The organism is Caballeronia sp. Sq4a (assembly GCF_023170545.1).
In the GTDB taxonomy this organism is placed as follows: Bacteria; Pseudomonadota; Gammaproteobacteria; order Burkholderiales; family Burkholderiaceae; genus Caballeronia.
In genome coordinates this window covers 234,231-247,869 of record NZ_CP084252.1, presented here as the reverse complement: position 1 = coordinate 247,869, position 13,639 = coordinate 234,231, and the positions used below count along the sequence as shown (strand labels likewise).

The 13,639-nt window shown below is 65.8% G+C and carries 12 protein-coding genes; 3 read left to right on the top strand and 9 right to left on the bottom strand.

Going from position 1 to position 13,639, the window contains the following annotated elements; all coding sequences use genetic code 11:
• Positions 1 to 61: 61 nt before the first annotated feature.
• Genes tssH through LDZ24_RS20635 form a run of 3 tightly spaced genes read left to right on the top strand, consistent with a single transcriptional unit; the run spans position 62 to position 4,987 of the window.
• Positions 62 to 2,710 carry a type VI secretion system ATPase TssH gene (gene tssH / locus LDZ24_RS20645; RefSeq protein ID WP_248323976.1) on the top strand — a complete coding sequence of 883 codons (2,649 nt, stop codon included), beginning with the start codon at positions 62 to 64 and terminating at the stop codon, positions 2,708 to 2,710.
• A gap of 29 nt (positions 2,711 to 2,739) precedes the next feature.
• Entirely contained in the window at positions 2,740 to 4,182 is a 1,443-nt protein-coding gene (gene tagH, locus LDZ24_RS20640) for a type VI secretion system-associated FHA domain protein TagH (RefSeq protein WP_248323975.1), read from the top strand.
• 19 nt (positions 4,183 to 4,201) lie between these two features.
• Positions 4,202 to 4,987, top strand: a complete 786-nt coding sequence (locus LDZ24_RS20635) for a PP2C family serine/threonine-protein phosphatase (RefSeq protein ID WP_248323974.1) — start codon at positions 4,202 to 4,204, stop codon at positions 4,985 to 4,987.
• A 47-nt stretch (positions 4,988 to 5,034) separates the two neighbouring features.
• Here LDZ24_RS20635 and tssC read toward each other — a convergent pair whose 3' ends face one another.
• From tssC to tssA, 9 genes are all read right to left on the bottom strand, one after another.
• Positions 5,035 to 6,540: a type VI secretion system contractile sheath large subunit gene (gene tssC / locus LDZ24_RS20630; protein ID WP_248323973.1), complete on the bottom strand. Its 1,506-nt coding sequence runs from the start codon at positions 6,538 to 6,540 to the stop codon at positions 5,035 to 5,037.
• 55 nt (positions 6,541 to 6,595) lie between these two features.
• Positions 6,596 to 7,108 carry a type VI secretion system contractile sheath small subunit gene (tssB, locus tag LDZ24_RS20625; protein WP_248323972.1) on the bottom strand — a complete coding sequence of 171 codons (513 nt, stop codon included), beginning with the start codon at positions 7,106 to 7,108 and terminating at the stop codon, positions 6,596 to 6,598.
• Positions 7,109 to 7,167: 59 nt separating this feature from the next.
• Complete coding sequence (locus tag LDZ24_RS20620; RefSeq protein WP_248323971.1) at positions 7,168 to 8,424, bottom strand: TIGR02270 family protein; 1,257 nt, start codon at positions 8,422 to 8,424, stop codon at positions 7,168 to 7,170.
• A gap of 15 nt (positions 8,425 to 8,439) precedes the next feature.
• Complete coding sequence (locus LDZ24_RS20615; protein ID WP_248323970.1) at positions 8,440 to 8,973, bottom strand: SMI1/KNR4 family protein; 534 nt, start codon at positions 8,971 to 8,973, stop codon at positions 8,440 to 8,442.
• A gap of 34 nt (positions 8,974 to 9,007) precedes the next feature.
• Entirely contained in the window at positions 9,008 to 9,844 is an 837-nt protein-coding gene (locus LDZ24_RS28055) for a DUF4150 domain-containing protein (RefSeq protein ID WP_305854733.1), read from the bottom strand.
• A 77-nt stretch (positions 9,845 to 9,921) separates the two neighbouring features.
• Positions 9,922 to 10,953, bottom strand: a complete 1,032-nt coding sequence (locus LDZ24_RS20605; RefSeq protein WP_248323969.1) for a hypothetical protein — start codon at positions 10,951 to 10,953, stop codon at positions 9,922 to 9,924.
• Positions 10,954 to 10,960: 7 nt separating this feature from the next.
• The gene (locus LDZ24_RS20600) at positions 10,961 to 12,049 is read right to left on the bottom strand and encodes a DUF2169 domain-containing protein (RefSeq protein WP_248323968.1); all 1,089 of its coding nucleotides are present in this window, start codon (positions 12,047 to 12,049) and stop codon (positions 10,961 to 10,963) included.
• A gap of 13 nt (positions 12,050 to 12,062) precedes the next feature.
• Complete coding sequence (locus LDZ24_RS20595) at positions 12,063 to 12,530, bottom strand: DUF6484 domain-containing protein (protein WP_248323967.1); 468 nt, start codon at positions 12,528 to 12,530, stop codon at positions 12,063 to 12,065.
• A 58-nt stretch (positions 12,531 to 12,588) separates the two neighbouring features.
• On the bottom strand, positions 12,589 to 13,638 hold the full coding sequence (gene tssA, locus LDZ24_RS20590) for a type VI secretion system protein TssA (RefSeq protein ID WP_248323966.1): 1,050 nt from the start codon (positions 13,636 to 13,638) through the stop codon (positions 12,589 to 12,591).
• Position 13,639 lies beyond the last annotated feature (1 nt).

Sequence of the window (13,639 nt, the reverse complement as noted above, 5' to 3'; positions counted from 1 at the left end):
TCGAATGAGCATGAAGACGCGCCTGCGGTCGGCGCGCGCCCGTTGAATAGGGAGTCGGACGATGGCGGAAATCAGTCGTGTGGCGCTGTTCGGCAAGCTGGACAGGCTCGGCTACAAGACCGTGGAAAGCGCGACGGTCTACTGCAAGATGCGCGGCAACCCGTATGTCGAGCTTTCGCACTGGCTCATGCAGATACTGGAAACGCCGCGGTCGGACATGGAACGCATCGTCGCGCATTACGGCGTGGACGCGGCCACGCTCGCGCGCGATCTCACCGCGTCGCTCGATCGCCTGCCGCGCGGCGCCACCGCGATCTCCGATCTCTCCGAGCACATCACCGACGCGATCGAGCGCGGCTGGGTGTACGGCACGCTGCTCTACGGCGCGACGAAAGTGCGCACCGGCCATCTGCTCGTCGGCATGCTCAAGACACAGCGGCTGCGCAATGTGCTCATCGGCATCTCCCGGCAGTTCGAGCGCATCAAGCCGGAAGATCTGTCGGACAACTTCGCGCGCATCGTCGCGGATTCGGTCGAGGAAGCGGAAGACGAGCCGCATGCGCAGGCGCCCGCAGCCGGCGACGAGACCGCGCCCGCGAGCATGGGCCGTCAGGAAGCCTTGCACAAGTACGCCACCGATCTCACCGCGAAGGCGCGTCAGGGCGAGCTCGATCCGGTCACCGGCCGCGACGAGGAGATCCGCCAGCTCGTCGATATCCTGATGCGACGGCGGCAGAACAATCCGCTTCTCACGGGCGAGGCCGGCGTGGGCAAGACCGCCGTAGTGGAAGGCTTCGCGCAACGCCTCGCGCGCGGCGACGTGCCGCCGCCCTTGCGCGAGGTCGCGCTCTGGTCGCTCGATCTCGGTCTCTTGCAGGCGGGCGCGAGCATGAGGGGCGAGTTCGAGCAGCGGCTGCGCCAGGTCGTCGAGGACGTACAGGCGAGTCCGAAGCCGGTGATTCTCTTCATCGACGAAGTGCATACGATCGTCGGTGCGGGCGGCGCGGCCGGCACTGGCGACGCGGCCAATCTGCTCAAACCGGCGCTCGCGCGCGGCGACTTGCGCACCATCGGCGCGACGACGTGGGCGGAGTACAAGAAGCACATCGAGAAAGATCCGGCGCTCACGCGGCGCTTTCAGGTCGTGCAGGTGCTCGAACCCGACGAGCACAAAGCCGTGCGCATGCTGCGCGGCGTGGCGGCCGTGCTCGAAGGGCATCATCGCGTGCAGTTGCTCGACGAAGCCATCGAGGCGGCCGTGCGGCTGTCGCATCGCTATATTCCGGCCCGCCAGTTGCCCGACAAGGCCGTGTCGCTGCTCGACACCGCGTGCGCGCGCGTCGCGGTCAGCCAGCACGCGACGCCGCCGCAAGTGGACGATTGCCGCCGCCGCATCGAATCGCTCGAAGTGGAGGCGCAGATCATCGCGCGCGAGGCGACTGTCGGCGTGGATGTCGGCACGCGCGCGGCGGATGTCGAGGCGGCGCTCGCCCGCGAACGCGATGCGCTCGGCGGACTGGAGGCGCGCTGGAACGAAGAGAAGCGCATCGTCGATGAACTGCTCGCGCTGCGCGCGTCGTTGCGCGAAGAAGGCGAAGCCGTCGATACGCCGCTGTCGACACGCAACGATCGGCTCGCGCGTCTTTCGCAGCTCAACGCGCGTCTCGCCGAACTGCAAGGCGACGCGCCGCTCATTCTGCCGAGCGTCGATGCGGGCGTGGTCGCGGGCGTGGTCGCGGACTGGACCGGCATTCCCGTCGGCAAGATGATGAGAAACGAACTGGCCGCCGTGCTCGGGCTCGCCGACTCGCTGGAGCGCCGCGTGATCGGCCAGCGCCATGCGCTCGACATGATCGCCAAGCGCATTCAAACGTCGCGCGCGCGCCTCGACAATCCGGACAAGCCGATCGGCGTGTTCCTGCTCGCGGGCACCTCGGGCGTCGGCAAGACGGAGACCGCACTCGCGCTCGCGGAAACGCTGTATGGCGGCGAGCAGAACGTCATCACCATCAACATGAGCGAATTCCAGGAAGCGCATACCGTCTCCACGCTCAAGGGCGCGCCGCCCGGCTATGTGGGCTACGGCGAGGGCGGCATCCTCACGGAGGCGGTGCGCCGCCGGCCGTACAGCGTCGTGCTGCTCGACGAAGTGGAGAAGGCGCATCCCGACGTGCACGAGATCTTCTTTCAGGTGTTCGACAAGGGCTGGATGGAGGACGGCGAGGGACGCTACATCGACTTCAAGAACACGATCATTCTGCTGACTTCGAACGTCGGCTCGGATGTCATCATGTCGATGTGCCGCGACTCTGCGGCGGCGCCCTCGCCCGAAGCGCTCACGGCCGCGTTGCGCGGACCGTTGCTCGACGTCTTTCCCGCCGCGCTGCTCGGACGGCTCGTCACGGTGCCGTACTACCCGCTCTCCGACGCGATGATGGCCGACATCGTGCGCCTGCAGCTGGAGCGCATTCGTAGGCGCGTCGCGGACAATCACGGCATTCCGTTCGATTACGACGACGACGCCGTGCGGCTGATCGTGTCGCGCTGCACGGAGGCGGAGTCGGGCGGGCGCGTGATCGATGCGCTGCTGACCAACACCGTGCTGCCGCGCATTTCCACGGAGTATCTGACGCGGCTTACCGAAGGCGGCGCGCTCGGGCGTATTCGTCTGTCGGCGAGCGCGGACGACTTCATCTACGCGTTCGACTGAACGCACGCGCGAGAGCGGAGCCGCAGCCGATGCTGAAACTCACGGTGACATGTCACAACGGAGAGCCGCCGCGCGCGCCGCTCGCGGCGAACTTCGACGCCGAGGGCGGCACCATCGGGCGCGCGGTCACGAACCGGCTCGTGCTGGACGATGCCGAGCGCACCGTGTCGCGCCTGCATGCGCAGATCGTCTGGCGCGACGGCAGGTACTGGCTGATCGACCGCGGCAGCAATCCCGCGCTCGTCAACGGCGCGCCGCTCGATCCGGGCCAGGAAGTGCCGCTCGGAAACGGCGACGAGGTGCAGATCGGCGGGTATCAGCTGCGAGCCGAAGTATCTGGCGAACCATCCGCCGAGGACGACACCGTGACGCCGGACCGCACGTTCATCTCGGCGCCCGACGATCCGTTCGCCGGCCTCTTCGAAGCACCCGCGCCGCAGGCGTCCGATTCCGACGCGCAATTCGACGACCTTCTCGGCGCTCGGCCGCCGGCGTCCGCGCCCGCTGCCGCGCCGCGCGACGACTTCGACTTCGGCTTCGACGATCCGGCCGCGAAGCCTTCCATCGACGAGCTGTTCGATCTCGCGCCGGGCATTGGACCTTCGATAAATCAGCCGATGGGTCCGCTCATTGATCCGCTCATTGATCCTCTTATCGATCCCCTCACGCAGCCCAACACCGCGCAAGACGCCGATCCGTTCGCGAGCCTGACCGGCAACGCGCGGTCCGCCGCGCCGCCCGCCACGCTGTCCGACGCCGGATCGGAGCTGCACAGCGCCTTCACGCCGCCGAAGCCGCGCGCCGCGCCGACGCCTTCGCCCTCGCCCGCGACCAAGCCAGCAGCGAAGCCCGCGCCGTCCGCGCCCGCGAACGACGACCGCGCGCTGATCGACGCCTTCCTGCGCGGACTCGCCGCGCCCGGGGTGCGGCTCGACGCGCTCACGCCCGCGCTGATGCAGCTTCTCGGCGAACTGCTGCGCGAAGCCACGCAAGGCACGCTCGATCTGCTCGCCGCGCGCGCCGCGTTCAAGCGCGAGATGCGCACGGACGCGACCATCATCGCGGCGGCGGACAACAATCCGCTGAAGTTCTCGCCGAACGCGGACGCGGCGCTCGCGCATCTGCTGAGCCCGCCGGTGCGCGGCTTCATGCCGCCGGCCGCCGCCCTCGCCGACGCCTACGCCGACCTGCGGGCGCATCAGGTCGGCATGGTCGCGGGCATGCGCGCGGCGCTCGACGGCGTGTTCGAGCGCTTCGAGCCACGCCGCATCGAGGCGCGGCTGTCCGGGCGCTCCATGCTCGACGGCCTCATCGCGGCAAACCGCCGCGCGCGCTGCTGGGACCTCTTCAATGAGATCTACGGCCAGCTATCCAGCGAGGCGGCGGATGACTTCCACATGCTGTTCGGCCGCGCGTTCGTCGCCGCCTACGAAGCGCAGGTCGACGCACTGAAGCGCAGCCGTCGCACCTGAGCCGCGCCGGAGACACGACATGCAACTGCAAACCGCAAGCGTGAGTGAGGTCGGCGGCCGCTCGCGCAACGAGGATGCGCTCGGCGAATGGCGGCAGGCCTCGCTTTTCGCGAGCGTGGTGGCGGACGGCGCGGGCGGGCATGGCGGCGGCGATATCGCATCGCGCATCGCGGTCGATACCGTGCTCGCGGAGTTGTCGCGGGTGGCGCAAGCGGGTGTCGCGCTGACCGGGCCGAACCTGCTGCGCGTGCTTCTGCGCGCGAACGACGCCATCATCGATGCGCAGGAGCACGACCGCGAACTCGCGCAGATGCGTTCGACGGCCGTGGTGCTCGGCATCGACGAAGCGACGGGGCTCGCGGCATGGGCGCATTGCGGCGACACGCGCCTTTACTGTTTCCGGCGCGGCGCGACGGTCGTGCAGACGCAGGATCACAGCCTCGTGCAAAGCATGATCGACGCGAACCTGCTCGAAGCACGCGACGTGCGCAGCTATCCGCGCCGCAACATCCTCTTCTCGGCGCTCGGCACGGCGGAGGATCTGGCGATCGCGGCGTCCACGGAGCCGTTCCCGATCGCCGACGGCGATGCGTTTCTGCTCTGCACCGACGGCTTCTGGGAGCATCTCGACGAATGCGCGATGATCGAGGCGATCGGCCACGCGCCGACGCCCGCCGCATGGCTCGATCTGATGGTGGCGCACTTGCGGGAGGCGGCGCGGCCGAATCAGGACAACTTCACGGCGAGCGCGGTATGGATCGGGGACGCCTCGCAGGCGACGGTGTTGCGGATGCCCGCGCCCTGATGCGGGCATCCGTCGCGCGAGCGAATCGCGCGCAAACGCCTACACGCTCACGCCGCCTGTTTCGCCGACGGCAATCTCGACACGAGCCGCAGCGAGACGGTCAGGCCTTCCAATTGATAATGCGGACGCAGATAGAACGTCGACGTGTAGTAGCCCGGCGCGCCCGGCACTTCCTGCACCTTCACCTCGGCGGCCGCGAGCGGCTTCTGCGCTTTCGTGTACTCGGATGAATTGGCCGGATCACCGTCCACATATTGCGTGATCCACTTGTTGAGCCACGTCTCCATGTCGGAGCGTTCCTTGAAGCTGCCTACCTTGTCGCGCACGATGCACTTCAGATAATGCGCGAAGCGGTTGCACGCGAACAGATACGGCAGGCGCGCGGCGAGCGCGGCATTGGCCGTGGCGTCGGGGTCTTCGTATTCGAAGGGCTTTTGCAACGACTGCGCGCCGATGAACGCCGCGAAATCCGAGTTCTTGCGATGAATCAGCGGCATGAAGCCGTTCTTCGCCAGTTCGGCCTCGCGGCGGTCGGAGATCGCGATCTCCGTCGGGCACTTCATGTCGACGCCGCCGTCGTCGGTCGGGAAGCTGTGCACGGGCAAGCCTTCGACCGCGCCGCCCGACTCCACGCCGCGAATGCGCGAGCACCAGCTATACAGCTTGAACGAGCGGTTGATGTTCACGGCCATCGCGTACGCGGAATTGGCCCACGTGTACTTGGAATGATCGGCCGAGCCGGTGTCTTCCTCGAAGTCGAACTCGTCGACCGGTTCCGTGCGCGCGCCGTACGGCACGCGCGCGAGAAAGCGCGGCATCGCGAGAGCCAGATAGCGCGCATCCTCCGATTCACGCAGCGAGCGCCAGCTCGCGTATTCGGGCGTGCCGAAGATCTTGGTGAGATCGCGCGGATTGGCGAGTTCCTGCCACGAGTCCATCTGCAGAAGGCTCGGGTCGGCGGCGGCGATGAACGGCGCATGCGCAGCCGCCGCGATCTTCGACATCTCGCCGAGCAACTCGACATCGGGCGGCGTCTGGTTGAAATAGTAATCACCGATCAGACAACCGAAGGGCTCGCCGCCAAGCTGCCCATATTCGTGCTCGTAGATCTGCTTGAATAGTGGACTCTGGTCCCACGCGACGCCCTTGAAGCGCTTGAGCGTCTTGCCGAGTTCCTTCTTCGAGACGTTCATCACGCGAATCTTGAGCATCTCGTCGGTTTCGGTGTTGTTGATGAGATAGTGCAATCCGCGCCACGAGCCCTCCAGCTTCTGGAAGTCCGGGTGATGCATGATCTCGTTCACCTGCTCGGTGAGCTTCGCGTCGATCTCGGCGATCATCGCCTGAATCGAGCGGATGGCGTCGCCGGAGATGATCTTCGTCTGCGAGAGCGCCTGCTGGGCGAGCGTCTGCACCGCCGTCTGCACCGCCGTCTTGGCTTCGTCGCTTTTCGGGCGGAACTCCTTGTTCAGCAGCGACGCGAGATCGCTGCCTTCGAAGATCGCGCCCTGCATCTCGGGCTTCGCTTCGGACGATTGAGGAATATCGGACATGGTCGTTTCCTTTCAGGGCTCATTCGCTTTTGCTCGCGCGTCGCTCGTTCGGCGTTTATTCAGCGGCGGGCGCGGGCTGTTCGGTTGACGCGGTGGCGAGCGTCTTGAGCAGCGTGGGATCGTCGAGCACGCGGGCGATCAGTTCCTCGGCGCCCGTCTTGCCGTCCATGAAGATGACGAGGTTGGCGAGCTGCGTGCGCGCCTCGAGCAGCCTGGCGAGGGCATCGACCTTGCGCGCGACGGCGGCGGGCGAGAAATCGCCCATGTTGTCGAACGTGATGTCGACGCTCAAGTTGCCTTCGCCCGTCAGCTTGTTGGGCACCTGAAACGCGACGCGCGGATGCATCGCCTTCATGCGGCTGTCGAAGTTGTCGATGTCGATCTCCTGGAACTTGCGTTGATCGGCGGGCGGCAGCGGTTCGGCGGGCTTGCCGGAAAGATCGGCCATGACGCCCATCACGAACGGAAGCTGGATTTTCTTTTCGCTGCCGTAGGTTTCGACGTCGTATTCGATCTGCACGCGCGGCGCGCGATTGCGGCCGATGAACTTCTGACTGCTGGTTGCCATGACGCCTCCTTCGCGTGAGCATGAGATCACGTTATGAAGACGATCCAGCGCGCGCAGATTCAAAGCATCGCGAGATGGCGTTGCTGTCGCCATGACGGCGCGGCGCAGTTGAAGAGCGCCGCGCCCGGATCGAGCAGACACAGATGACGCGCCGCGGCCATGCGCTGACGCTGATAGCCGTCCTTCAGTATGCCGATGCAATGCTGCTTCGACGGCGGCGCGCCGCACAGGTAGCGTTCGCCGGAGCGAAACCGCGTGCCGTTCTCATGCCACCAGCGCGCGATCTTTTCCGCATCGGGCCACGGGGCGCCGTCGTCTTCGTCCATGGCGACGTCGTCATCGTCCGGGTCGTCGGTCGGGCCGGCGGGCGGGTGCTCCGGCGGCTTGCGGTCGAGATCGAGCCACGCGAGATCGGCGCCCGTGATAAAGCTGAAGCTCTCGCCGGCGATGCGGGCGGTTGTATCGTCGGACATCTGGCTGATGAGCCAGGGGATGTAGCGCGGATCGCCCGCGTGAGCGATCGTGCGAATCAGCAGGCGTCTGCTTTTCGGCCGCGCGGCGATGACTTCGAGCAGGCCCCGGGCTTCGGCCGGCGGCAGCGCGCTTGCGGTTAGCGCGGCGGCATCGGCATCGATATCGGTATCGCTAAGGGCGAGTTCCGCGAGCGCATTCAGCGAGGCGGTTCGATCGCCTAACAGCAGCGCGGCTTGTGCGGCATGAAAGCGACAGGCGGCGTCTTCGTCTTCGATGTGCGCGAGGCAAGATGCGAGCAGATCGACGCGGCCGATTTCGCCGGCGCATTGCAGGGCGCGGGCGCGGACGGCGGGGTCGGGGGAATCGATGGCCGTATCGAGGAAGCGCTTCGGGTCGACGCGATGCTGGGCGCAGGCTGCGAGACCGGCGAGTTGCGCGGCGGGATCCGTGTGGCCGAGCAACATGGCGGCGGTGTCCTGAAGGCGGTTCGCGGAAACCCAGCCGAAAGCGGAATGCAGGCCCCGGCGCGCTGCGGGAACCGCCTGTCCGAGCGCGATCAGTTGCATGAGGCCCGGCTCCGAGTGCGCCTCGATGCAGCCGACCGCAGCGGTGAAGAGCTCGCCCTTGCCGGTGCGGTCGAGCGCCTGCATGCTCATCTGCGCGCCGACGCGACCCGCTACCGCGATGCCGTCGAGATGCGCGGCAATGCGCTCGTCGAGACGGGCAAGGTGCTTGAGCTTCACGTGAGGCGCGCGGACGAGGTACGAGCGCGTGGTGCGAAGGCAGGCGGCGTCTTCGAGGTGTTGGGTGAGGATGGGGAGGAGACTGCCTGCGGACTTCAACGGTGATAGCCTCTCTTATTCGCTCTGCGTCCCGTCCCGCAAATGGGCGATGCGCGCGATGGTGATTTCGTTGACTGTTACTCGGAACTCGAGGAACGACTCAAAAGACGTATGGAATTCCCACTGTCCAGGTTGTCCGTCGAATACAACCAGTTCGTTCGGTAGCAGAAGTTCATGCTGGGTATCGAAAAACAGTCGGTTCGTTGTTTCCGGGTCGCTGCCTATTAGAACGAGTGCGTTATTTGCGCCCGCATCGTCGCGCGGAAACGCTCTTGCGGCCCGTCTGCAAGTCTCTGGGTAGTCCGGCGCCAGAAGCTCGGGCGAACCGAACAAGTGGTACGACAAACAGAAGTTTTCGATTCCATCGCACTCGCTGAGGAACGCTCGGTAGGACTGTGGCAATTCGCAGTCGAGACTAGCAAACCACGCTTCGAGTTTCGACAAGCGCGTCGGGTGGACCGGGCGGCGAAGCCGTGGTCGTTCGTCGAACTGCAACATCTCGAAGATCCGACCCTGCTGGGCCACAAGCGTAGCTATCAGTTCTCGCATGGGAGCGCTCCGCCAAGCTCACTCAACAACGTCCTCAATCGCACCCTTGCAAGTCGAACCGGGTCACCACGCTTGGTCCGTTGCTCATCTGCCTGCCGAGGGACTCATTCACGTTCTTGTCCAACATTTTTAGCGGCCCGTGCCAGGCTCCTCCGAACTGCAGGTCCTGCACGTGATCTGCGCTCCAGTCCTTAACAATATCGGGCTTCTCGGCGAGTTGCTTCTCCATGCATGGATGCATCAGGTCGGACGCATTACCCTTAGGGACGGACTTCGCTGGAAGCCAATCTCGCTTAATGGTTTTCCCATCAACTCTTGCTTTCACCAGGTCCTTGAATGCTTTGGCTCCTGCGTTTCCAAGTTCACGCCAGCTAGATGCAAGGCCGTCTGGTTTCGACACGCCCGGACGGCGCGTCAATGGGCACATTTTGTTCATTGCATCGACCTTAGCCCGTGCCTGCTTTTTCTGGCAATCGGACCAAGTCTTGTCGCAGTGAATGACGACGACGCCCGAGCTAGCAGCCTCGCTCTCCGGGTGAGGCGGTGTTGCTCCGGGAGCCGACGCGTGATTGTTCGTGGTCAGGTCGAGATGTCGAACGGCATTCTCGCCCTCGAACTTTACATCCATGGACCACGCACAGAAGTAGATCTCGCCCCGGTTCGTCGAGGTAATAACATTCTTTTTCGGGGCGTTTCCGGCCTCATCGCCGCTGCTTTTCCTGAAGAAGGACTTGTCGCGCAACATCACCTCCTCCTGCGAGATGGCGACGCTGCGGGTGCCATCCGAACAGTCAGACGATGAACCGCTGTTCGGGTAGGGAACCGGAACGCCCGGTGGCGTTGCGGGCGTTTGCGGAGGGGTGAAGCACACATCGGGAGCGGCGCAGATGGACTTTCCGGAACCCGCTTTGCAAGATACCTCATTCGAGTTTGCGTAGACTCCGTTACTCACTGGCGTCTTCCTTGGCGATACAAGACCGTCGCAGCACGCTGACCTGCGTCGTTGCTCAGGTGAGCGAGAACCACATCACCCGGCGCGTAGCTTTTTTCGGTGGCGGCGAAGGCGACTGCGATCACGACGGCACCAATGGCAGCGCCGGTCTCACCGACACACTCCGCCGGGTGCCAGATGTCGAACGATTCTCTGCGTTGCCTAAGCGTGCGAGTCAGGGCAAGGGCGGCCTCCTTGAAGTAATATGACTCACCCGAAGCGTCGGCCATGCCGAAGGAAATATCTTGCATCCCGCGACCGCTCTTGGCGAGAGCTCGTTTGATCGCGGTCGTTAGTCCTTGTGCCCGCAACGGCAACTCGGCATGCACATTCGCTGGCTCCGCGCCGAAGTCAACAGCCTCGCAAACGATGCTCGCGGACTCGTTCGACTGTCCGATAAGGAGCGCGCCGCTAGCCTCGCCGGGCAAGAAGCCATTTGATTGCTGCGACGTCAGCAGCCTGTCATCTTCGACATAGGCGCTGAGCGTTGACCAGTTCGAAAGGCTGTCGGTCGCAACGATCAGCACGGATGGAGACCGATTATCAGAAACGATCTTTTGACCTGCAACGTGCGCGACCAACACGCTGACTCGCCCCCACGCGATCACGGCCGACCCCGCGCCCAACCGCACTTCCAGCGCTTCTTCCACCTCCCCCAACAACCGATCATCCAGCCCCTCCATCCTCCCCGGCCTGTCCTTCTCCGCGACACACAAGAGCAGCGGAATCCTGCTCCACTCGCTCCGCTCGACCCCCTCGAGACATTCCTCGATCGCCATCGCCGCCATCTTCGCGAGCTTCGCGCGTCCTCTCCACGGCTTGTCCAGTTGCACCTGATGCGCCATGATCCACTCGCCGTTCGAATCGATGAACCGGGTCTCCGTCGGACTACTGATCTTCGCGCGTATCGCCGCGCACGACGCCGGCGCCGACAAGCCCACGCTCGTCACGAGCCCGGTGCTGAGAATCGCGATGGACCGATCGTTCATGGCTCGCTCATCTCCCGTTCATCGGCACCATGACAACCGGAATCGGGAACGCCACCGCCTCGCGTTGCTGCCACCACTCCCTTCCCTTCCGCCCCACCAGCACCCGCGCGATCTCGAACATGTTCTTCCGGAGCGGTCGCCTCACCCGCCAGCTCATCGTGAATCTCTCCTGATCCGGCTCGAACACGATCGTATCCACGCCCGCCCGGTAATCCTCCGGCTCTCCGTGCTTCGGCACCACGAGCACCGGCGCTTCGAAATCCGGCAGCACGAAACTGCGCTTCCCGTCCGGCGTCAGGTTGATCAGCGTGACCTCCGCGCCGCCCACCGGCATCGCCAGTTGCTGATCCTCAGGCGCCGCCTGGTAATACCGCTCATCGAAATCCGGCGGCAAAAACGGAAAGTGCTTGTCGAGCCACTCGTCGTCATAGGTGCCCGCGTACGACAGTCGCGGCGCCCACCCGCGCCCGAGCACGCCGAACGACATCGGCCGATACGTCTCGTCCGGACGCGTGACCGGTCGATCCAGCTCCTCGGTATTCGGCAGCAAACGCCCATCGACCCACTCCCGCCGCAGATGCCGCCGAAACCCGCGCCCGACCGGATTCGCCATGAACGCCGCATGCTGCATCGGATCGTCGTGCTCCTGATCAACGCCGCCGAACGCGACATCGTAGGTAATCGGCTTCGTCACGAACGGCACCGGTGCGCTCGGCTCGATGCGCGTCGCGCCCGCCTGCCACACGCGATCGCCGACGACCGCGAACTGCTTCGTCATGCTTCCGACGCGCAGCCCGACCGGCACGCGCGTCGCCGGCGCGCCGCCCGGCGCGTGCGCGCTTCCGAGCAGCAGCACGTCGCAGCGCGGCTTGTGCGGCGCGTAGTCCACCTCGTGGTACGGCGCGGAAAAGCCGGGCTGGCCCGTGAACGTGTCGGCCATGACGAGCGGCAGTTGCTCATCGGCGAGTTGCGCCGTGCCGCCCGTCGCGGGCAAACGAAACGTGCCCTTGACGACGACCACGAGCGATTCTCGGCCGCTCGGCTCGGTGCCCATCGTGTAGCCTGCGGTCATGCGCGTAGCGTTGATCAGTTGCATGTCTCGGTGACCGTTAGTTGAGTTGCACCGATCCGCCCTTGATGCGGTTCACGCCCGATGACCGGCTCGACACGTACGTTCCGCGTATCAGCACCTTGCCCGCCTTCGTCAGCGTGATGCTCGCCTGCCCGCAGCGCAGCACGATTTCCTCCTTCGCCGTGACGACGAGCCGCTCGCCATCCGCATCGGCTTCGACCTGTGCCGGCGCTTCGTCGAGCGGCCAGGCGCGGTCTTCGCGCAGACAGCCGATGATGACCGGCCGCGCAGGATCGCCGCTATCGAACATCAGCAGCACTTCACAGCCGATATGCGCGCCGCGCACATCCGGAATCGTCCTCGCAGGCAACGCCGCCCCGCCCGGCTGCCCCACGTAGACGACGAGCGGACGCGCGCCATCGCCCGTGAATCCGATCAATTCGCCGATGCGCACGCCATCGATGACCGGCGTCGCCGCCGGTTGCAGAAGATCTCGTCCGCTCATCGCGCCCTCCCTGGCCTGACGCTTCAAAGACGAACGACGCGACAGCGTTTTCAACGCCTCACTGCGGCTTCGTTCCGGCGATCAGATGAATCTGCGCGAGGCTGTCGGGCGCGAGGTCCTGCATCACCGCCAGGAAGTCCTTGCCCAGCAGCCCGCGGGCGCGGCGTATCAGGAGCGGCGCGGGATGAGCCGGCTCGGTGCGTTCGAGGAACGCGCAGACGGCGTCGAGCAAGGCGATGGCGTCCTCGCGCGTCGCGATCTCGCCGGGGCGCGCGGCCACGCGCTGCGCGACGGACGCGCCCGCGCGCGCCTGCGCAGCCTGCTCCGCCGATGCCTGCGCCACCGGCGCGGACGGCATCGCCGCGCGGAATTGCGCCGCCACGAAGCGCGCGGTTTCCATCAGCTTGTCGATGAGCGGCGCCCGCTCTGCGCCGAGCCTCGCGATCATCGCCTCGCCGAGCGCCTGCACGGCGCGCGGAAGATCGAGGCCTTCCGCGAGAAGATCGGGGTTCTCGGCGAGCGCATCGGCGAGCATGCCTTCGACGCGCGCGGGCGTCGCGGGGCTCTCGCCCTCGGCTGCCGTCAGCCTGCCCTGCGCGATCAGCATGTCGCGCACCGTGAGACGTTCGCCGCGCGCGCGACACACTTCCGATTCGCGCAGGTCGTGCAACAGCGTGTCGGCCTCGGCGAACGGCGTGTAGGCATCGGCGAGCGGGGCCAGCGCGTTGACGCGCAGCGCGGCATCGTTGTCGTTGCCGTTGTCGTTGTCGTCGTCGGCGTCGAGCGGCGGGTAGAGCGTGTCCCAGTAGCGCTCGAACAGGCCGGTGAGCAGACGCACGCCCGCATGAAACCCGGCGAGGCCGTGGACCCGCGCCGCCGCGCGCGTGTAGACCACCGCGATGCGCAGGTCTTTCGAGGTCGCGAGCAGCGCCTGCGCTTCTTCGAGCACGTCGGGCCACGCCGTCGGCTCGGAGAGCGAATCGAACTGGCGCTCGGGATTGCCGCGCGAGAGCGCCTCGAATGCGAGGAACGCCGGGTCGTATTCGAGATCGACGCCGGCGGGCGGCATCGTACGAGTCGGCTCCAGCAGCGGTTCGACGTCGATCATT